We start from the raw sequence: 20,257 nt of genomic DNA, 5'->3' as shown, positions 1-20,257 counted from the left end.
AGCTTGTTGATGCTGTATGTCTTAACGTTTTGCATGTTCAGTTTTCAATGTTCATATAATGTATTTTGTCGTTTTGTTTTAGCGACCTTTGTATCTTAACATCGTTTTAACATGAATGTCAACACTTAATCATAAAATTTATTAAAACAAATTGAAAAGGTGTGTGTTTCCTTGAAAACAAAGCTCTTAATAACCATCACTTCTGTATTGTTATTCTTGCTTTTACTCTTCGCACCCAATACTTACTCTACACTTCTTCCCGTGTTCCAAGTAACCGAAAAACCAAGTGTTATATCGAAGGGAGCCTATGGGAATACGGTAACTATCGACCTATCATTTGGTAGAGAGGATGTAGAAACCCTAGTAGAAGGTTTAAAAGCTCCTTATCCTCATTTTTTCATTAGCATTGAATGGATTGAGCGATCTGAGCCCATTATTAAAATTATGCAGGATAAAAAAATCCCTATTAGTCTGTTGGGTAAAGAGGGCTTACTGTATATAGAGGACCGGAGTCTATTTAAAAAAGAAATAGATAGATTTGAAGAGGCTATTGGTGTGAAGCCAGATTGGTTTCGAACTTCTGATTACGAGTTCCCTGTTGAACTTCAAAAAGATGCCTGGAAGGAGGAAGTAAATCTTTTAGGCTCTACTTTAGTTTTAGGAAATACTGTGCCTAAGCTTACGAAGGGAGATATACTTACCGTTCCTCTCCACCAGGAAGAAAGAGTTGATACAATCCAGCTTGCAAAATATTTAAGATCACAATCTTTTGTTAGTATTGAACAAAATATATTTAACATGAAAATGAAAACCAAAAGTTATCCCTAATAGCGTAGAGAATTCAACTATTCTTCTATAATAAAAAACTGCTCCGACTAATAGTCAGAGCAGTTTTCTTATTTAACCTTTGCCTCGGCTTCTCTTCTCGCTTTTCTCCGCGCTTCTAGTTTTAATCGGTCTTCATCAGATTTAGCGTTGTATTTTGGTAAAGCCAATAACTGATATGCATTAACCGCTAGAATTGGGAACAATAATAAAGTAACCCAGCTATCGACGTTATCTGCATTAACCATTAAGACAGGAAGCCACTCTATTGTTGAAATTACAATCATAAAGAACAATGCAGAGATTAACACGTGTTTTTTCGTTTTATTTGCTTTGATAAGCGCCACCACTACTCCTGTTCCGATTAGAACGACTAACAAGAAAGCGTATAGCCAAACTTGCGAAGTAGTCTCCGCGTTTGGACGGAAACGGAACATTATTAAATCAAATATGACAAATGCAATGATTAATAACTGTACCCAATTCCATAAAGTTAGGGTTCTAAATATATTTACACCCATTTGGTGAATCGTTAAATATGCGAAAAATCCCATTTGAGTAATAACACTTACGGTAAAGCCCATTACTACCATAAAAGCAAAGGCAGCAAGAAACTCACTCCATTGGCCTGCTTCAAAGTATTTAGCAAAGGCATCATCCCAACGGATAAATAGACCTAAAACTCCTGTTATTAAACCACCGATGAGCATGGAATTGATAAAAAATTTAAACCAATTTCGTATTGTCACAGCTAGGTTGCCTCCATCTACTCTATTTCATCCTTCAATTGTAACAACGATTTGCCAAAAAATCTATTTCTTCATAATATCAATACATATTTCCGTACTAAATGTGAACAATAATTGAAAAGGATGGTGAGGAATCAATGAAGTATTTCGCCCTGATTTTATTAAGTATTGGTTTACTAGCTGGTTGTAATGACTCTTCTAGTACTCCTTCATATGAAGAAAACAAAAAAATGTTAATCGATGCTTTACAGACAGAGGATGGTAAAAAAGCGATTCGAACTCTTTTAGAGGATCCAAAGTTTCAAGAAATGCTTGTAATAGACAGTGAGCAAGTAAAAAAATCAGTAGAACAAACCATGCTTTCTAAGGAAGCCGAGGAGTTCTGGAAAGAAATTTACCAAGATCCTAAATTTTCTGAGACCATGGCTAAGAGTATGAAGAAGCAACAAGAAGACTTAATGAAAAGCATGATGAAGGATCCAGAGTATCTGAAAGACTTAGAAACATTCTTTAGCTCAGACGAAATGAAAAAAGAATTAGAGAAAACATTGAAATCGAGTGATATGAGAAAAGAAATTCAAAAGGTTGTGGAAGAAACTATTCAAAGTCCGTCTCTCCAAGCAAAATGGCAGAAGCTAGTGGAAGAAGCCGGTGCTTCTAAAGAAGAAGGTGGCTCTAAAGAAGAGGGAGGTAAAAAAGAAGAAGAAAAATAGGCCGCTCCTCTATGGAAACGGCCTTTTCTTTATGCTTTTTCTATTACTTTTTCAGCTATTTCTAAATATAGCTTCCCAGTATCATGCGTTTCGCCGTATACAGAAGGAGCAAAGTCAATGTCGTTCCAGTCAGGCTGACCTAATGGAATTTGGCCAAGAAGCTCGGTACGAAGTTCATCCGCAAGTTTTGGTCCTCCACCTTTTCCAAAAACAAATTCCTTTTCGCCTGTAGATTTAGATTCATACCAGGACATATTTTCAATAACACCTAGAATTTCATGGTCCGTCTGTAATGCCATTGCACCTGCACGCGCTGCTACAAACGCAGCTGTAGGGTGAGGAGTGGTTACAACGATCTCTTTAGAAGCCGGTAGCATTTGGTGTATGTCTAACGCGACGTCACCAGTTCCGGGCGGTAAATCTAGTAGCAAGAAATCTAACTCTCCCCACTCTACGTCTTTAAAGAATTGGTCTAACACTTTCCCTAACATTGGTCCACGCCAAACTACTGGAGTATTGTTCTCTACGAAAAATCCCATGGATATTACTTTTACGCCTTTGCGTTCCACTGGAATAATTCGATCCTCTTTAATCTGTGGCACGTCTTTAACACCCATCATATCAGGCACACTGAAGCCGTAAATATCTGCATCTACTAATGCAACTTTTTTACCTAATCTTGCTAGAGCAACAGCAAGGTTTACGGAAACTGTAGATTTACCTACTCCACCTTTACCCGATGCAATCGAGATGATTTTTACTTTACTGTTTGGAGAAAGAATATCTTCGCTATCGCTTTCTTTCCCTTTTCCTCTGAACTGCTCCAATACTTCTTTAGGAAGCTCCTCAAAACGAATACCTACAGTATTTGCACCAGCGTTTTTTAAGACTTCAACCACTTTTGTTTGTAATTGCATCTGCTCCGCAGAGTTGATCTTAGCGATTGCAAGCTTAACGCTAACATGATTCTTTTCTTCTTTTATTGAAACTTGAGAGATACCATTCGTTTCTTCAAGCGTTCTATGTAAAAACGGATCGTTTAATTCCCCAAGTAATGTACGAACTTGATTCTCATTAATCATTGTGTAGACACTCCCCTTTAGTTAACTATTCGCAATATAGTATACCATATACGAGTGTCTACCATCCCATCAACGGCTCAATAAATGCTTTCTTCTACAAATACACCTATCCCTTTAGCTATAGCATTTACCATCTCATTTTGATATTTGTCTGATGTAAGTAACTCTCTTTCCTCTGTATTACTTATAAACCCTGTTTCTACTAATACCGCTGGGGCTTTTGCTTTCTTTAAAATGTATACTTGTTTAATAGCTAGAGCTTCTCGTTCTGTGTTTCCTATATTTGTTCTAATGGAAGATTGAATAGATTTAGCCAACAGCTGACCACCCTCATGTCCTTCTGCATGGTAGAAAACTTGAGCACCTCTCCATCTTTCCTCTGGCACCGCATTCACGTGCATACTAATTACCATATCCGGCTCAGAGTTATTCATTATCTCCTCGCGAAGCAGAAGGTCAGCTCGTTTTCTAGCTCTTGTAGTTGGAAAGTCCTCATCTGGTGAATGTTCAGCTACAGCGTCTCCTTCTTTAGTTCTTGTCATAACAACGGTTGCACCTTGAGACTTCAATAACTTCTCTAGTTTAAGAGACATAGCTAATGTAATATCTCTTTCCACTATTTCTCCATAACTAGCGCCGCCATCCATACCACCATGGCCTGGATCAATCACAATCTTTACCCCACTCAAAGGCTCTGGCAGGAAGAAACCAATATCACTTGCTCTCGTACTGTACGTTACAGCTAATAGAGTGACAAAAAATAAAACCCCAATTGTTAACCATTTCTTCAGAATAATCGCCCCTTTTTCACTCATTATACGTACGAGGGACAAAGAGTATGATTAGATTCTAGGCTTCATTTTAGAACTTATCCAAAACGAGGGAACTGATAAAACTGTAATAATAGATATGATAAAGAACACGACTGCTCCAGCTCCTATGTTGTCTAAAAGTATGCCTCCCAAACTAGGAGCAATTATTCTTCCTATAGACTTAACTCCGGTTAGAGCGAAGTAAGTTCCTTTCTCATGATCCTCGCACATACTGTCTATATGTATATCTACCATTGTAAATACGAGCACCTCTCCAGCAGTGAAGATTATCATTGCTCCAATCAAAACAATAATATTAGGACTTTGGCCAAATATTAATAACCCTAAGGATAACATCCCACTTCCTATCATGAGAGAAGTAGTCGTACTAATCCGCTCTCCAAGCTTATAAACAAAATATTGAATGATAAGAACCGTAATAGCATTCGTAGTGATCAACCATGCAAAATATTGTACAGCAAGCTCAGCGTCAAACGTCCTTCCGAGATATTGGCTGAAGGTCGAATCAAACTGACTGTATCCAAAGGTTACAAAAATAAGAGCTAGTACAAAAATGCTAAACGCATAATCTTTTTTAAATACATAAAAAGATTGAAAAATAGATGATTTACTTGCACTAGCCACTGGCCTCACCATTGGATACTTCTTAAACAACACTAAAAATGTAATAATGTTAATTAAAAAGATAAAACCTACTCCAAAGAATATATTCTCTAGCCCAAAACGCTGAAAATAGACAGAAGTAAGGGGAGCTACAGCAGCAGAAATATTAATCAAGAAATATCGGATATTAAAAATTAGTCTTCTATTCTCTGGCTCCGTATAAAGACTCAATAGAACACGATAGGTCGGTTCTACAATCGATTGACTCATCCCAAGAACAATAGCAAAAATGATAAATCCTGCGTATTGATCTATAAATGGAAAATATATATAACACGCAAGATACCCAGCTAAGCCCGTAATGATTACTTTATTTTTAGGAAATTTATCAATATAAGGACCAATAAAAAAACTCATAATAAGTCCTGAAAATGCAAGAGTGGAAAGTATAGCTCCAATTTGCATGCCCGTATAGTCAAACTCATTCAATAAAAATAAAGTTAGGTATGGAATAACTAAAAATGTTCCAAATCTCGCTAAGAAAATGCTCACCAAAATGGTGGAGGTAACAACATTAAATTTTTTTCTCATTTCAACCCTGCTTCTCTCTATTTTTCGTATTCATATAAGCAAACTTGCTTGTCACCCAAGATTATTTCTTTTGCTAGTCTCATTCCTGTCTTCTCTGCTACCTTCCTAGATGCTAGGTTTCCCTTCTGAACAAGCGATATATATCTATCTTCTCCTAGCTGGCTCAACCCTCTTTCTAACAAAGATTTTGCAGCTTCACTTGCATAACCATTTCCCCAATGCTCTCTAGCAATCCAATAACCAACTTCTAATTCTTCTCTTCCCTCTATCACCTGTGGGACAATTCCTGCATGCCCAATAGGTACTCCATCCGTTTTACGGACAAGTAGCTTTAATCCATACTCCTTGTTTAGCTCATAATGTTGGAATATCCATTGTAAGAAATTTACGGATTCCTCCCGGTTTCTTGGCTTTCCACTCCCTATAAACCTCATCATTTTCTCATCCGATAGCATCGAATATAGAAATTTAAAGTCATCCTCTGTATAAGAACGGAACATTAATCGTTCAGATGAAAACAATTCCCCCACCTCCAATATGTATAATTGCTAACTTAATATACACCTTCGCAATTTATGCTACAATCACTATTTCGGCAGAAGATAAATTTTTCTTAATAATTTGTTATTAAATAATAATTTCCCAGGTAATAAATTTTTCCATTATGATAAAAAGGTAGATTAAGGTGCTGAAGACCCAATCTACCTTTCTCGTTAACCTATTTTTTTTACTAAGTAATATTGTTTACTATCCTTCGTAGGAAAATCATCCACAATCCCAATTTCTTCGTAACCAAATTTTTTATAAAAATTCGGGGCTTGAAAGCTAAAGGTATCTAATTGTATAAGCTTACAGCCATGTTCTATCGCAAATTCTTCTATCCTAGTTAGCAGCTCTTTACCGTGACCCTGCCCTCTCAATGAGTCATCCACCCATAGGAAGTCTATATGAAGGTGGTACCAAAAAATTGTCCCTGTAATTCCTCCGAGAATTTTTTGATGTTCATCACGCAGTATGTAACTGATCTGTTGTTTCGGGTGCTTCACTTCTTCAGGAACATTAACCATATTATGCTCGATAACCTTTTGTCGTATATAATCACTATCCGCCTGATTCCATTGCTTTATAATTTCCATGCCAACATTCCCCTCTCCACGTTCTTTGTTTTGTTTCATTTTATTTATATAATTACCTTTTTATATAAAACAATATAACAAGATTCCACTGGTGCTACTTCACGAGCATCTGACTCTGCTGTGTTGCGGTCAGTATATCAACAATTATTTTATTTGTCTCTAATTTATATTCTCCATCTTTAAACTCTTAGCATTCGTCCATACCTGTCGAATACGCCAATGTTTATTTTTCCACGAAAAAACCCTCTCCCAAATTGGGAAAGGGTTGTAAATTCGATATTAACGTTTTGAGAACTGAGGTGCACGACGAGCGCCTTTAAGTCCTGGTTTTTTACGTTCTTTCATACGTGGGTCACGTGTTAAGAATCCTGCTGATTTTAAAGCTGGACGGAAATCAGGATCTACTGTAAGTAGTGCACGTGCAATACCGTGACGGATTGCTCCTGCTTGACCTGTGAATCCACCACCATTAACGTTTACATGAACATCGTAGCTACCTAAAGTTTGAGTAGTTACTAATGGTTGTTTAATGATTTCACGTAAAGTTTCGTATGGTACGTAATCTTCTACGTCACGTTTGTTGATAACGATTTTTCCTTCGCCTGGTACTAAACGTACGCGTGCTACTGAGCTTTTACGGCGACCAGTGCCGATATATTGAACTTGTGCCAAGTGTATGTCCTCCTCTTAATTATTATCCGCGAAGCTCAAATGCTTCTGGTTGTTGTGCTGCATGTGGATGTTCTGCTCCAGCGTAAACGTGAAGTTTTCCGAACATTTGACGACCTAAAGTGTTTTTAGGAAGCATTCCTTTGATCGCTAATTCGATCATTTTTGTTGGGTACTTAGTACGCATTTCTAAAGCAGTACGTTGTTTAAGTCCACCAGCAAATTGAGTGTGACGGTAGTAAATTTTGTCGTTTAACTTGTTCCCAGTTAAATGAATTTTTTCTGCATTGATAATGATCACATGATCACCAGTGTCAACATTCGGTGTGAATGTTGGTTTGTTTTTTCCACGTAAAATAGCTGCTACTTCAGAAGCAAGACGACCAAGAGTTTGGCCTTCAGCGTCGATAACTAACCATTTACGTTCTACTTCGTGACCTTTAGCCATGAATGTTGTACGCATGTATTTTGTCCTCCTAATTCAATCATAATCGATCTATAATTTTCTATATCCTCATAACAATAAGTTTCGGGGCTTATATTGTGGGGCTAATGAAAATACCATACATCATCATAACCCGCCGTCGCTTAATAGTCAAGTATTTTTCCATAAACACCTGGAAAAGTTGCTATATCATGAATACTCTACTTTTTCTAGGTATAAACCGTGTGCTGGAGCGGTTTTCCCAGCTTTTTTTCTATCGCAAGATTGAAGAATTCCCGGTAGCTCGTCTACATTTTTTTTTCCTATTGCCACTTCCCATAAAGTGCCTGCAATAATTCGGACCATATTATATAAAAAACCACTGCCGTTAATCACCATATGCAGCTGATTAGATTCTTCTTTCCATTCAAAGTCTATCGATCGTACCGTTCGAATAAAATCTTTCACACTAGTTTTAGATGCACAGAAGCTTGAAAAATCATGCGTTCCTAAAAGGTGAACAGAAGCTTCCTTCATCAATTCTACGTTAGGCTTATATCTATCTACATGGACCGTATAGTTACGCTCAAAGGGACTTTGAATCTCTTCAAGCGACCATTTATAACGATACGTTTTACCCGCTGCATGGTATCTAGCATGAAAGTCGGCAGCCACTTCTTCTACGAAAAGTATTCGGATATCCTTTGGGAGTTGAACATTCAAAGCAGTTCTCCAGCTGTCCATAGATAAAGTAAAGGGACTATCAAAATGGATTACCTGCCCTGTAGCATGAACCCCAGCATCCGTTCGTCCACTTGCTACTACCTTTACTAGCTCTCCTTTATGGATTGTTTGTAGAACTCGTTCAAGCTCTAACTGTACGGTTCTTTTTCCCGGTTGGATTTGATAACCCGAAAATTGACTCCCGTCATAGCTTATTACAGCTCTTAAACGCATACGGTTACCTCCATTTACTGTCTAAAATAAACAAGGATAGCAGCCAGTAGGACAAGAACGACTAAAATTGACGTATCCTTCTTCCTCCACTCAAGCTTGCGATATCTTGTCCTTCCTTCTCCACCTTTATAGCCGCGAACCTCCATAGCTGTTGCTAAATCTTCTGCTCGCTTAAATGCACTCACAAATAGTGGAATGAGCAGCGGTACAATAGCATTCATGCGCTGCTTCATACTTCCTGACGTCATATCCGACCCTCTTGCCATCTGTGCTTTCATAATCTTGTCGGTTTCATCCATAAGAGTTGGGATGAACCTTAAAGAGATTGACATCATAAGCGCTAATTCATGCACTGGGAGCTTCCATTTCTTTAGGGGATTCAGAAGTATCTCTAAAGCATCTGTAATCGATATAGGGGTTGTAGTGAGTGTTAGAATGGACGTTAGTATAACAAGGACGAAGAAACGAATAGATATAAATATCCCTTGCTTCAAGCCTTCTTCATAAATCTTTATAAACTTCCATTCAAAAATAATAGCGCCCTCTCGGGTAAATATCATGTGCAGCAGGAACGTAAAGATAATTAGAAAAACGACCGGCTTTAATCCGTTGATTAAAAAGTATAATCTAATTTTGGACATACGAATGAATAAAAAAGTAAATAACACTAATATCCCATATGTAATCCAGTTATTTGCGATGAAAACTACGGCAATAAAAAGAAAAACAAAGATTAGTTTAGCTCGAGCATCTAAACGATGGATAAACGAATCTCCCGGAATATATCTTCCAAAAATCATTTTTTCTAACATTCATCCTCACACCCTTCCTTTAACAGGTGTGCCAATTCTTTCGCTAACACTTCCTCCGTTAAGCAGAGGTTCGGTAGCCTTCTACCCATCATTTGTTCTAGCTTCCGCTGAAACTTTACTGTTTGAGGTAGCTCTAAACGGTAGTCCTTTAATTGAGTTTCATTTTGAAATATTTCTTCTGGAGTTCCTTGAACTACACATTTCCCTTTATGCATAATTGCTATTTGATCTGCATATCTAGCTGCATCCTCCATGCTGTGCGTCACGAGGATGGTCGTGAGCCCCGTCTCTTGATGGATTTGATAGAAGAGGTCCATAATCTCTTTCCGGCCTCTAGGATCAAGTCCTGCAGTAGGCTCGTCTAACACAAGGACATCTGGGTTCATCGCCAGAACCCCCGCTATAGCAACTCGTCTCATTTGGCCTCCTGATAAATCAAATGGAGACTTATCCATGACTTCATCTGGTAGACCTAATAGTCGAATTAATTCGATGGCCCGAGCTTTGGCTTCTGCTTCTGATACTCCGTAATTCATAGGCCCAAACATAATATCTTTCAGAACAGTCTCATCGAATAATTGATGCTCTGGAAATTGAAAAACAATGCCTACCTTTTGTCTGACTGAGCGTAGCTGCTTATTTTTCTTGTCTGCCTTCACTTCTACGTTTCCTATTTTAACTGTGCCATCCGTAGGCTTTAACAATGCATTCAAGTGCTGTAATACAGTTGATTTGCCCGACCCTGTATGCCCTATAATTGCTTGATAAGAGCCAGATGAAATATGCATGTTTACGCTAAACAGGGCTCTCTTTTCAAAGGGCGTATCTTTAGCATAAGCGTAGCTTACTTGTTGAAGTATGATGTCCATAAATCATTCACCAACTCTTCTTCTGTCATATGTTCTGCAGTTAGGGATATCCCTTCAGCTTTTAGGAGCTTGGACATTTTCATGGCGAAAGGTAAATCTAAACCTAAATCCAACAATTCTTGACCGCGTTCAAAAATCCCTTTAGGAGTATCCTCCACATACTTTTGTCCTTGATTCATCATTATTACTCTATCCGCAAGCAATGTTTCCTCTAAATCATGGGTGATGGAGATAACAGTTAAATCTGTTTCTTCTCTTAACTGTCTGACAGTCGTTAGCACCTCTTCCTTTCCTTGCGGGTCTAACATAGAGGTTGCTTCGTCTAACAGTAAGATTCGAGGTTGCATCGCAATAGCGCCTGCTATCGCCACTCTTTGCTTCTGACCGCCGGATAGATGATGAGGTTCGCTATTCATAAAATCTTGCATATTGACCTTTGCTAGCGAATATCTAACTCGTTCTACCATTTCCTCAAAGGGGATTCCGTTATTCTCAAGGGCAAATGCTACATCATCCTGAACAGTAGCCCCGACGAATTGGTTATCAGGATTTTGAAAAACCATCCCCATTTTCGATCTTGTTTCCCAAAGATTGTCTTGTGACAAGGAGTCACCAAAAACACGTACTGTTCCCTCCTGAGGAAATAGAAGACCATTCATTAGTCGGGCTAACGTCGATTTACCAGAACCATTATGACCTACAATGGCGACCCATTCACCTTCCTTAATAGAAAATGACACATTATGTATAGCTGGCCGTATAATAGACTCCTCTTCAGCATATGTAAAGGTTACATTCTGTAAGGATATAATTTCTTTTTTCAACCACTTAACCTCCCTTAACTAAACTCTGCTCGGCTTAACTCTATCCTAACAAATTTTATGGACAAATTAAAAAAGCGCGCACCTCATTTGGAGAAATGCGCTCTTCTATAACTTATTTCTTGACTGGTTGCTCAAGACCAGTCAGAAAATGAGGTGCGTAGAGCTAGACGAGACGCCACTAATGAAAGTCCGCTCATCATAACACTCTGCTTTTATAATGTCGTATAAATCTGTTTGAAAAAAGAAGAGGGTGGTAGCAACACCAACATCCCTCTTCAGCTTTGGATTTTAATTTAGCAATCGATCAAACGACTGATCCATTAAATTAAACTAACTCAATTACTACAACTGGTGCTCCGTCTCCGCGACGAGGTCCAACTTTCATAATACGAGTGTAACCGCCTTGGCGATCTGCATAACGTGGTGCAACATCATCAAACAATTTTTGCAAAGCAAAAGTTGTTGATTCTTCGCCTTCTTCGTTTGTAGTAGTAACTACTTCACGACGAATGTAAGCAGCTGCTTGACGACGAGCATGCAAGTCTCCGCGTTTACCTAAAGTGATCATTTTTTCAACAACAGAACGTAATTCTTTTGCACGTGCTTCAGTTGTTTGAAGACGCTCATGAATAATTAGGTCAGTCGTTAAGTCACGTAACATCGCTTTACGTTGAGAACTTGTACGTCCAAGTTTTCTGTAACCCATGGATGTTTCCCTCCTTTGGTGAATATTCATATCTAGCTATATCAAAATTCGCTTAGTCTTCTTTACGTAATCCTAAGCCAAGCTCATCTAACTTAGCTCTTACTTCTTCTAAAGATTTACGTCCAAGGTTTCTTACTTTCATCATGTCGTCTTCTGACTTGCTAGCTAGCTCAAGTACTGTATTAATACCTGCGCGCTTCAAGCAATTATAAGAACGAACAGAAAGATCAAGTTCTTCAATAGTCATCTCTAAAACTTTTTCTTTTTGATCTTCTTCTTTTTCGACCATGATTTCAGCAGTTTGTGCCTCATCTGTCATCCCTACAAAAATGTTCAAGTGCTCTGTTAGTATTTTTGCTCCAAGAGAAATCGCCTCTTTTGGACCGGTGCTGCCATCTGTCCACACATCAAGAGTTAATTTATCGTAGTTAGACATTTGTCCAACACGAGTGTTTTCCACTTGAAAATTAACGCGTGAAACTGGAGTATAAATAGAGTCGATCGGGATTACGCCGATAGGAAGATCCTCACGTTTGTTTTGATCAGCAGGAGTGTAGCCACGGCCTCTCCCTGCGTACATACGCATACGGAAATGACCATTTTTGCCGATTGTAGCAATATAAAGCTCAGGATTTAAAATCTCCACATCGCTGTCATGAGTAATGTCAGCTGCTGTAATCGTTCCTTCTCCTTTAACATCTATCTCTATGACTTTTTCTTCATCAGAGTAGATTTTAAGAGCTAGCTTTTTCACATTCATAATAATAGATGCTACATCTTCCACTACGCCTTCAATAGTTGAAAACTCGTGTAAAACGCCATCGATTTGAATAGAAGTAACTGCAGCTCCTGGTAAAGAAGACAGAAGGATACGACGTAAAGAATTACCCAAAGTATTTCCATAGCCACGTTCAAGCGGTTCTACAACAAATTTACCAAATTTGGCACTTTCGCTGATTTCTACACTTTCAATCTTTGGTTTTTCAATTTCGATCATTCCAATTTACCCTCCCTCAAAACATCGAATGTATAGGTTCTTTCCATCATGAATTCGATCGTTTAACTGATTGCTGTGTTGCACAACCTCAGTCTGTACAATAAATGATGTTCTCAAACATATTGAGGATCACCTATTAAACGCGACGACGTTTTGGTGGACGGCAACCATTATGTGGTACTGGTGTTACGTCTTTAATTGCTGTAACTTCTAGACCTGCAGCTTGTAGTGCGCGGATTGCCGCTTCACGACCAGCACCAGGACCTTTAACAGTTACTTCTAAAGTTTTTAAACCATGTTCCATTGAAGTTTTAGCAGCAGTTTCAGCAGCCATTTGTGCAGCGAATGGAGTAGATTTACGAGAACCTCTGAATCCAAGAGCTCCAGCACTTGACCAAGAAATTGCATTACCTTGCATGTCTGTTATAGTCACAATAGTGTTGTTAAATGTTGAGCGAATGTGAGCAATACCGGATTCGATATTCTTTTTCACACGACGCTTACGTGTTTGTTGTTTACGTGCCATGTTAAGAAGAAACCTCCTTTACCGATTATTTTTTCTTGTTAGCTACTGTTTTACGTGGACCTTTACGAGTACGAGCATTGTTCTTCGTGTTTTGTCCGCGTACTGGTAAGCCGCGACGATGACGGATTCCTCGGAATGAACCGATTTCCATCAGACGTTTAATGTTTAGTGATACTTCACGACGAAGGTCACCTTCTACTTTGTATACACCGATTTGTTCACGGATTTTGTTAAGCTCGTCTTCAGTTAAATCACGAACGCGAGTCTCTTCAGAGATCCCAGCTTCCGCTAATACTTTTTGTGACGTAGTTTTACCAATTCCGAAAATATATGTTAATGCAATAACAACGCGTTTATCGCGTGGAATGTCAACACCAGCAATACGTGCCATATGTGTCGTGCACCTCCTTCTTATTATCCTTGTCTTTGTTTGTGTTTAGGATTTTCACAGATTACCATTACTTTACCGCGTCGGCGAATTACTTTACATTTTTCGCAGATCGGCTTCACAGATGGTCTCACTTTCATCTAACCCAACCTCCTTAGTAGTCCGGAGTGCAAAAGATTTATTTAAAACGGTACGTGATACGACCGCGAGTTAAATCGTAAGGAGAAAGTTCAATTGTGACTTTATCTCCAGGTAAAATGCGGATAAAGTGCATACGAATTTTACCCGATACATGCGCAAGTATCGTATGACCGTTTTCTAATTCTACCTTAAACATCGCGTTTGGCAAAGTCTCAACAACTGTTCCTTCGACTTCAATTACATCATCTTTCGCCATCAACCCTGTCTCCCTTCTATATACAAATCAGGTTCTCAACAATAATCAAACGTAATTTGCTGTAGTATAGCCTCAAAATAAACGAAACTATTCGTTTTAAGCATATGTTTGGAAATCATGAGAGATGTTCGAAAGACACTCGTAAGGTTTCGTTTAACGCAATCCACCGAGTAGACTGACTGGTAGAAACCTGTCTCCCTCATGTCAACATGTTCGTACGAATGTGTTGGATGAGTTCCATAGTACCCGTTCGATTAATGCTTTCCACGAAACCCATTATACCCTTTCAGAAATCAAAATGCACGTGGACTAGGGGGTCCTCGCTGTTAACACATTTTAAAATCATCCAGTTCGTATACCGGGCGCAATATGCTTTTGCAGCTCTCGAAAAAAACGTTTACGTTCTTTGCATACTACCCGGATATTCAGTCGTCTGCGACGGGCACCGGGCTTTAGATGCGGTTGCCCTGTAACAGAGCATCGATGTCAGCAAATACTACTTTAATATCCTGCTGGCCATCTAAATTACTTAAAACACCTTTGTTCTCATAAAAATCAAGCAAAGGTTGTGTTTGCTTCATATTTACTTCCAGACGGTTCGTCACCGTTTCGGGATTATCGTCCGCACGTTGATAAAGCTCTCCTCCATCTTTGTCACAAACACCCTCCTTAGCAGGTGGGTTGAACAGTAGATGATAAGCAGTGCCGCATTCTTTACAAATACGACGACCTGTTAGACGTTTAATCAATTCTTCTTGTTCTACTTGAATATTAAGCACATGCTCAATAGATTTCCCTAGATCCGAAAGTAAAGCATCTAATGCTTCAGCTTGAGGAACCGTACGCGGGAAGCCATCTAATAGGAATCCTTGATCGCAATCTGGTTTACTTAATCTTTCACGAACAATACCAATCGTAACTTCATCGGGTACTAATGCACCTTGATCCATAAACGATTTTGCTTTTAAACCAAGCTCCGTGCCTTCTTTAATAGCTGCACGAAACATGTCGCCTGTAGAAATATGAGGGATTGCGTACTTCTCAACAATTTTATCTGCTTGAGTGCCTTTACCAGCACCAGGCAGACCCATTAAAACGATATTCATACGAAAATGCCCCCCAGGACTATTTGTTGATTTTTAGGAACTCTTATCGTTCCTAAAAACCTACATTATTTCATAAAGCCTTTATAGTGACGTTTAACTAATTGGGATTCTAGTTGTTTCATTGTTTCAAGGGCTACCCCAACAATGATAAGCAGACTTGTTCCGCCAATTTGTATCGATTGTGGTAAACCAGCAAACTTTACAAATAATAGAGGCATAATAGAGATTACTGCTAAGAAAATAGCTCCAACAAAAGTTAAACGGTATAAAACGCTTGTTAAGTAATCTTGTGTGTTTATTCCTGGACGAATCCCTGGAATATATGCACCTTGCTTTTTCAAGTTATCTGCTACATTTTCCGGATTCACCTGAATGAATGCGTAGAAATAAGTAAAGGCAGCTATCAAAGCAACATAGATGATCATACCAACTGGCTGTGTGTAATCTAGCGTGTTTCTAATAAATTCTGTTGTTTTGTTTTCACCAAAGAACAAAATGATAGACTGCGGAGCCATAAGGAACGCAGATGCAAAGATTACTGGGATAACTCCCGCAGCGTTAACTTTTAAAGGTAAATGTGTTTGTTGGCCTCCAGTTTGTGAAGAACCAGCAACACGTTTTGCATATTGAATAGGAATTTTACGCAACGCTTGTTGAATATAAATAACTCCTACTGTAACAGCAATGATTGCCAATAAAAGCAAGATGATAATCACGATGTTGATGAATAATGCATCACCAGCATCTTGGATTTGTTGAGCATACAATTGGTTAACTCCGTTAGGGATAGCAGCAACAATACCTGCAAAGATAATGACAGAAATACCATTACCAACGCCTGAAGCAGTGATTTGTTCACCTAACCACATTAAAAATGCAGTACCGGCAGTTAATACAACCGCAATAGTTAGATACGTTAGAATACCATCGTCTTTTATCAAAGAACCACTATACATTTGGTTGAAACCGTATGACATGGCGATCGCTTGGATAAAAGCTAACACAATTGTGAAGTATCGAGTGAATTGAGCAAGTTTCCGTCTTCCGACTTCCCCTTGTTTTGCCCACTCAGTAAACTTCGGAACAACGTCCATTTGTAACAACTGAACGATAATTGATGCTGTAATGTATGGCATGATACCCATTGCTAAAATAGAAAAGTTAGCAAGAGCTCCACCACCGAATGTATTTAAGAAACCGATTAAACCTAGTTCATCTGTTTGCTTTAATACATCTGCATTAACGTGAGGTACTGGAACAAATGTCCCAATACGAAACACGATTAGCATTAATAATGTAAAAATGATTTTATTTCGAATATCTCTCACACGCATAAAGTTGGAGATTGTCTGAAACATTAAACCACCTCTGTTTGTCCGCCAGCATTCTCGATTGCTTCTTTTGCTGTTGCAGAGAATTTGTGAGCTTTTACTGATAGTTTCTTCTCAAGAGTTCCATTACCTAAGATCTTAATACCAGACTTTTCGTTACTCACAACACCTGTTTCTATTAATAGAGCAGGTGTAACTTCTGTGCCTTCTTCGAAACGATTTAATGTGTCAAGGTTTACAATTGCATATTCTTTACGGTTGATGTTAGTAAATCCACGTTTTGGTAAACGACGGAATAAAGGGTTTTGACCCCCTTCAAATCCTGGACGTACTCCTCCGCCTGAACGAGAATTTTGACCTTTATGACCTCTACCTGCAGTTTTACCGTTACCAGAACCGATACCACGACCTACGCGGTTACGTGTAGAACGAGATCCTTCTGCTGGTTTTAACTCATGAAGTTTCATATGGTGGCACCTCCTTATTCTTAAAATAAACCTTAAATTTCTTTCAAAGTTACTAAGTGAGCTACTTTGCCAACCATTCCGCGGATAGCGGCGTTGTCTTGGTGCTCAACTGTTTGATGAAGTTTACGTAATCCAAGAGCTTCTGCTGTTTTGCGTTGATTTGGTTTAGTACCAATCAAGCTTTTAGTAAGGGTGATTTCTAATTTAGTTGCCATTGTAATTTCCCCCCTTATCCTAACAGTTCTTCTACTGATTTACCACGTAATTTAGCAACGTCCTCAGCACGTTTTAGTTGATTTAAACCTTGTACTGTAGCACGAACCATGTTAATTGGTGTGTTAGATCCAAGTGATTTCGATAGAATATCAGTAATACCAGCTAACTCAAGAACCGCACGAACTGGTCCTCCAGCGATAACTCCAGTACCTGGTGCTGCTGGTTTAACTAGAATAGATCCAGCTCCAAAGCGACCAATTACTTGGTGAGGAGTAGTTCCGCCAACTCTTGGTACTTCGATTAGATTTTTCTTCGCATCTTCAACTGCTTTACGGATAGCATCAGGAACCTCTTGAGCTTTCCCAGTACCAAATCCTACATGTCCGTTTTTGTCTCCAACTACTACTAATGCAGTAAAGCGGAAACGACGTCCACCTTTTACAACTTTAGCAACACGATTAATTGTTACTACGCGTTCTTCAAGTTCAAGTTTGTTTGGGTCAATACCACGCATGAAATATGTCCCTCCTTCTTCTTAAAATTCTAAGCCGTTTTCACGTGCAGCTTCAGCTAACGCTTTAACACGTCCATGATATAAGTAACCGCCACGGTCGAATACAACAGATTTAATGTTCTTTTCAGTAGCGCGTTTAGCGATTGTTTCACCGATCAATTTAGCAGCTTCAACGTTTCCAGCTGTTCCATTGAAATCTTTGTCCATAGTTGACGCACTTACGATTGTTACACCTTGTGTATCATCGATAAGTTGAGCGTATAAGTGTTTATTAGAACGGAATACATTTAAACGAGGACGTTCAGTAGTACCCGTGATTTTTGTACGAACACGTGCATGACGTTTCTTACGAACTTGATTTTTGTCTTGTTTCGTAATCACAGTAGTCACTCCTTTCTAATGCGCAATGCATTATTTACCTGTTTTACCTTCTTTGCGGCGTACAACTTCACCTTCATAGCGAATACCTTTACCTTTGTAAGGCTCAGGTGGGCGAACTTGACGGATGTTAGATGCTAATGCACCAACGCGTTCTTTGTTAATACCGCGAACGATAATTTTTGTATTAGAAGGAACTTCAACTTCAAGTCCATCTTCAGGAGTGAATTCAACTGGATGAGAGTACCCTACGTTAAGTACAAGTTTCTTACCTTGTAATTGTGCACGGTAACCAACCCCAACTAATTCAAGTCCACGTGCAAATCCTTCAGAAACACCAGTAATCATGTTTGCTAATAAAGCACGAGTTGTGCCATGGATTGTACGGTGTTCTTTAGAATCTGAAGGACGAACTAAAGTAATAACATTACCTTCTTGTTCAATCTTGATATCTTGGTTAAAAGAATTTGTTAATTCACCTTTTGGTCCTTTAACGATCACAGAGTTATCAGCGTTAACTGTAACTGTAACGTTAGCAGGAACCTCTATTGGTTTTTTACCTACTCGAGACATTTTGTTGCACCTCCATTCGTTTGTTGATTATTACCAAACGTAAGCTACGATTTCTCCGCCAACTTGTTTAGCGCGAGCTTCTTTATCTGTTAATAAACCATTTGAAGTAGAAACTAAAGCAATTCCTAAACCGTTCAATACTCTAGGTACTTCGTTTGTTTTAGCGTAAACGCGTAGACCAGGTTTTGAAATACGTTTCAAACCAGTAATAACGCGCTCGTCATTTTGACCATATTTTAAGAAGATGCGGATGATTCCTTGTTTGCTATCTTCTACATATTCAACATCACGTACGAAACCTTCGCGTTTTAAAATTTCAGCGATTTCCTTTTTCATGTTTGAAGCAGGAACTTCTAATTTCTCGTGACGAACCATGTTAGCATTACGAATGCGTGTTAGCATATCTGCAATTGGATCTGACATTGTCATTACATTTACCTCCTTCCCAGTTATAGGGGATTACCAGCTTGCTTTTTTAACGCCAGGAATTTGTCCCTTGTATGCAAGTTCACGGAAACAAATACGGCAAAGCTTAAATTTACGATATACAGAGTGCGGACGACCACAACGCTCGCAGCGTGTGTACTCTTGCACTTTGAACTTTGACGTACGTTGTTGTTTAACGATCATTGATTTTTTAGCCACGTTTTCGCCTCCCTTATTTTACTTTTGGAATGGCATACCGAACTGTGTTAATAACTCACGAGCTTCTTCGTCAGAGTTCGCAGTTGTTACAATTACGATGTCCATACCGCGTACTTTCGAAACTTTATCATAATCGATTTCAGGGAAGATTAATTGCTCTTTTACTCCTAGAGTGTAGTTACCGCGACCGTCGAATGCTTTTTTAGAAACACCGCGGAAGTCACGTACACGAGGAAGTGAGATAGAGATTAATTTATCCAAAAAGTCGTACATACGCTCACCACGTAGAGTAACTTTTGCACCGATTGGCATACCTTCACGTAGACGGAATCCAGCGATCGATTTTTTAGCTTTCGTAACTACAGGTTTTTGACCTGAAATAATTTGTAATTCTTCAACAGCAGCATCAAGTGCTTTTGTATTAGATACAGCATCACCCACACCCATGTTGATAACAATTTTATCAACTTGAGGAACTTGCATTACTGAACTATATTCAAACTTGCTCATTAGAGCAGGAGAAACTTCCTTAAGATACTTTTCTTTTAGGCGGTTCATGTGTGTACCTCCTTTCTCTTTACTTATTTAATAATTTCACCAGATTTTTTCGCAACACGAACTTTTTTGCCATCTTCTACTTTATAACCTACGCGAGTCGGCTCGCCAGTTTTAGGGTCGATTAACATTACATTCGATACGTGAATTGCAGCCTCTTGGCTTACAATTCCTCCTTGCGGATTAGCTTGGTTGGGCTTAATGTGTTTTTTGATGATGTTTACACCTTCAACTAAAACACGGTCTTTCTTCGGGTAAGCAGTTAGGATAACACCTGTTTTCCCTTTGTCTTTACCTGAGATCACCATTACTTTGTCGCCTTTTTTAACATGCATTCTGTCGCACCTCCTTGATTGGCACTTTCATGATAA

General features: G+C 38.9%; 31 protein-coding genes. 2 read left to right on the top strand and 29 right to left on the bottom strand.

Annotation, left to right across the window (positions count from 1 at the left end; all coding sequences use genetic code 11):
• Positions 1-171 precede the first annotated feature (171 nt).
• Entirely contained in the window at positions 172-828 is a 657-nt protein-coding gene (locus Q0371_RS15425) for a hypothetical protein (RefSeq protein ID WP_298472607.1), read from the top strand.
• Between the two features lie 68 nt (positions 829-896).
• Here Q0371_RS15425 and Q0371_RS15420 read toward each other — a convergent pair whose 3' ends face one another.
• Complete coding sequence (locus tag Q0371_RS15420; RefSeq protein WP_298472604.1) at positions 897-1,574, bottom strand: KinB-signaling pathway activation protein; 678 nt, start codon at positions 1,572-1,574, stop codon at positions 897-899.
• Positions 1,575-1,711: 137 nt separating this feature from the next.
• On the opposite strand from Q0371_RS15420, the gene gerD reads away from it, so the two are divergent.
• Positions 1,712-2,287, top strand: coding sequence for a spore germination lipoprotein GerD (gene gerD / locus Q0371_RS15415; protein WP_169359340.1), 576 nt, complete (start codon positions 1,712-1,714; stop codon positions 2,285-2,287).
• Positions 2,288-2,316: 29 nt separating this feature from the next.
• On the opposite strand, the gene Q0371_RS15410 is transcribed toward gerD, so the two are convergent.
• The 28 genes from Q0371_RS15410 to rplX all read right to left on the bottom strand — a co-directional run bounded on the left by Q0371_RS15410 (position 2,317) and on the right by rplX (position 20,221).
• The gene (locus tag Q0371_RS15410) at positions 2,317-3,369 is read right to left on the bottom strand and encodes a P-loop NTPase (RefSeq protein WP_169359341.1); all 1,053 of its coding nucleotides are present in this window, start codon (positions 3,367-3,369) and stop codon (positions 2,317-2,319) included.
• Between the two features lie 77 nt (positions 3,370-3,446).
• Positions 3,447-4,160, bottom strand: coding sequence for an N-acetylmuramoyl-L-alanine amidase (locus Q0371_RS15405; protein ID WP_169359429.1), 714 nt, complete (start codon positions 4,158-4,160; stop codon positions 3,447-3,449).
• A gap of 51 nt (positions 4,161-4,211) precedes the next feature.
• Positions 4,212-5,396, bottom strand: a complete 1,185-nt coding sequence (locus Q0371_RS15400; protein WP_169359342.1) for an MFS transporter — start codon at positions 5,394-5,396, stop codon at positions 4,212-4,214.
• 17 nt (positions 5,397-5,413) lie between these two features.
• Entirely contained in the window at positions 5,414-5,917 is a 504-nt protein-coding gene (locus Q0371_RS15395; RefSeq protein WP_298472574.1) for a GNAT family N-acetyltransferase, read from the bottom strand.
• 192 nt (positions 5,918-6,109) lie between these two features.
• On the bottom strand, positions 6,110-6,532 hold the full coding sequence (locus Q0371_RS15390) for a GNAT family N-acetyltransferase (protein ID WP_298472572.1): 423 nt from the start codon (positions 6,530-6,532) through the stop codon (positions 6,110-6,112).
• Between the two features lie 279 nt (positions 6,533-6,811).
• Positions 6,812-7,204: a 30S ribosomal protein S9 gene (gene rpsI / locus Q0371_RS15385; RefSeq protein ID WP_144512714.1), complete on the bottom strand. Its 393-nt coding sequence runs from the start codon at positions 7,202-7,204 to the stop codon at positions 6,812-6,814.
• A 22-nt stretch (positions 7,205-7,226) separates the two neighbouring features.
• Complete coding sequence (gene rplM, locus Q0371_RS15380; protein WP_151112062.1) at positions 7,227-7,664, bottom strand: 50S ribosomal protein L13; 438 nt, start codon at positions 7,662-7,664, stop codon at positions 7,227-7,229.
• A gap of 171 nt (positions 7,665-7,835) precedes the next feature.
• Positions 7,836-8,582, bottom strand: coding sequence for a tRNA pseudouridine(38-40) synthase TruA (gene truA, locus Q0371_RS15375; RefSeq protein ID WP_298472562.1), 747 nt, complete (start codon positions 8,580-8,582; stop codon positions 7,836-7,838).
• A gap of 14 nt (positions 8,583-8,596) precedes the next feature.
• Entirely contained in the window at positions 8,597-9,394 is a 798-nt protein-coding gene (locus Q0371_RS15370; RefSeq protein ID WP_298472559.1) for an energy-coupling factor transporter transmembrane protein EcfT, read from the bottom strand.
• Positions 9,388-10,263: an energy-coupling factor ABC transporter ATP-binding protein gene (locus Q0371_RS15365; protein WP_298472556.1), complete on the bottom strand. Its 876-nt coding sequence runs from the start codon at positions 10,261-10,263 to the stop codon at positions 9,388-9,390. Before Q0371_RS15365 ends, Q0371_RS15370 begins: the two co-directional genes overlap by 7 nt.
• A complete protein-coding gene (locus Q0371_RS15360) occupies positions 10,239-11,087 on the bottom strand; it encodes an energy-coupling factor ABC transporter ATP-binding protein (RefSeq protein ID WP_298472553.1) in 849 nt (282 codons plus the stop codon). The genes Q0371_RS15365 and Q0371_RS15360 overlap by 25 nt, the downstream gene beginning before the upstream one ends.
• A gap of 325 nt (positions 11,088-11,412) precedes the next feature.
• Positions 11,413-11,793: a 50S ribosomal protein L17 gene (gene rplQ / locus Q0371_RS15355; protein ID WP_169359348.1), complete on the bottom strand. Its 381-nt coding sequence runs from the start codon at positions 11,791-11,793 to the stop codon at positions 11,413-11,415.
• A 52-nt stretch (positions 11,794-11,845) separates the two neighbouring features.
• Positions 11,846-12,790, bottom strand: a complete 945-nt coding sequence (locus Q0371_RS15350) for a DNA-directed RNA polymerase subunit alpha (RefSeq protein WP_169359349.1) — start codon at positions 12,788-12,790, stop codon at positions 11,846-11,848.
• A gap of 136 nt (positions 12,791-12,926) precedes the next feature.
• Positions 12,927-13,316, bottom strand: a complete 390-nt coding sequence (rpsK, locus tag Q0371_RS15345) for a 30S ribosomal protein S11 (RefSeq protein ID WP_169359350.1) — start codon at positions 13,314-13,316, stop codon at positions 12,927-12,929.
• Between the two features lie 25 nt (positions 13,317-13,341).
• The gene (gene rpsM / locus Q0371_RS15340) at positions 13,342-13,707 is read right to left on the bottom strand and encodes a 30S ribosomal protein S13 (RefSeq protein ID WP_090567879.1); all 366 of its coding nucleotides are present in this window, start codon (positions 13,705-13,707) and stop codon (positions 13,342-13,344) included.
• Between the two features lie 23 nt (positions 13,708-13,730).
• Positions 13,731-13,844 (bottom strand): 50S ribosomal protein L36, encoded by a 114-nt coding sequence (gene rpmJ, locus Q0371_RS15335; protein WP_003247619.1) that lies wholly within the window; start codon positions 13,842-13,844, stop codon positions 13,731-13,733.
• A gap of 38 nt (positions 13,845-13,882) precedes the next feature.
• On the bottom strand, positions 13,883-14,101 hold the full coding sequence (infA, locus tag Q0371_RS15330; protein ID WP_016429904.1) for a translation initiation factor IF-1: 219 nt from the start codon (positions 14,099-14,101) through the stop codon (positions 13,883-13,885).
• A 452-nt stretch (positions 14,102-14,553) separates the two neighbouring features.
• Positions 14,554-15,207 carry an adenylate kinase gene (locus tag Q0371_RS15325; protein ID WP_169359351.1) on the bottom strand — a complete coding sequence of 218 codons (654 nt, stop codon included), beginning with the start codon at positions 15,205-15,207 and terminating at the stop codon, positions 14,554-14,556.
• 65 nt (positions 15,208-15,272) lie between these two features.
• A complete protein-coding gene (secY, locus tag Q0371_RS15320) occupies positions 15,273-16,565 on the bottom strand; it encodes a preprotein translocase subunit SecY (protein ID WP_169359352.1) in 1,293 nt (430 codons plus the stop codon).
• Positions 16,565-17,005: a 50S ribosomal protein L15 gene (gene rplO, locus Q0371_RS15315; protein WP_169359353.1), complete on the bottom strand. Its 441-nt coding sequence runs from the start codon at positions 17,003-17,005 to the stop codon at positions 16,565-16,567. The genes secY and rplO overlap by 1 nt, the downstream gene beginning before the upstream one ends.
• 32 nt (positions 17,006-17,037) lie before the next feature.
• Entirely contained in the window at positions 17,038-17,220 is a 183-nt protein-coding gene (rpmD, locus tag Q0371_RS15310; RefSeq protein WP_142538201.1) for a 50S ribosomal protein L30, read from the bottom strand.
• 14 nt (positions 17,221-17,234) lie between these two features.
• Positions 17,235-17,735: a 30S ribosomal protein S5 gene (gene rpsE, locus Q0371_RS15305; RefSeq protein ID WP_144541001.1), complete on the bottom strand. Its 501-nt coding sequence runs from the start codon at positions 17,733-17,735 to the stop codon at positions 17,235-17,237.
• 21 nt (positions 17,736-17,756) lie between these two features.
• Complete coding sequence (gene rplR, locus Q0371_RS15300) at positions 17,757-18,116, bottom strand: 50S ribosomal protein L18 (RefSeq protein ID WP_169359354.1); 360 nt, start codon at positions 18,114-18,116, stop codon at positions 17,757-17,759.
• Between the two features lie 30 nt (positions 18,117-18,146).
• Positions 18,147-18,686 carry a 50S ribosomal protein L6 gene (gene rplF / locus Q0371_RS15295; RefSeq protein WP_298472514.1) on the bottom strand — a complete coding sequence of 180 codons (540 nt, stop codon included), beginning with the start codon at positions 18,684-18,686 and terminating at the stop codon, positions 18,147-18,149.
• A 30-nt stretch (positions 18,687-18,716) separates the two neighbouring features.
• Positions 18,717-19,115, bottom strand: coding sequence for a 30S ribosomal protein S8 (gene rpsH / locus Q0371_RS15290; protein ID WP_169359356.1), 399 nt, complete (start codon positions 19,113-19,115; stop codon positions 18,717-18,719).
• 30 nt (positions 19,116-19,145) lie between these two features.
• On the bottom strand, positions 19,146-19,331 hold the full coding sequence (rpsN, locus tag Q0371_RS15285) for a 30S ribosomal protein S14 (protein ID WP_169359357.1): 186 nt from the start codon (positions 19,329-19,331) through the stop codon (positions 19,146-19,148).
• Positions 19,332-19,349: 18 nt separating this feature from the next.
• Positions 19,350-19,889, bottom strand: coding sequence for a 50S ribosomal protein L5 (rplE, locus tag Q0371_RS15280; protein WP_169359358.1), 540 nt, complete (start codon positions 19,887-19,889; stop codon positions 19,350-19,352).
• A gap of 23 nt (positions 19,890-19,912) precedes the next feature.
• A complete protein-coding gene (gene rplX / locus Q0371_RS15275) occupies positions 19,913-20,221 on the bottom strand; it encodes a 50S ribosomal protein L24 (protein ID WP_169359359.1) in 309 nt (102 codons plus the stop codon).
• Between the last annotated feature and the right edge of the window lie 36 nt (positions 20,222-20,257).

It is taken from the genome of uncultured Psychrobacillus sp. (assembly GCF_938022135.1).
In the GTDB taxonomy this organism is placed as follows: domain Bacteria; phylum Bacillota; class Bacilli; order Bacillales_A; family Planococcaceae; genus Psychrobacillus.
The sequence above is the reverse complement of the archived record's forward strand: the minus strand, read 5'-3'. Positions and strand labels throughout refer to the sequence as shown.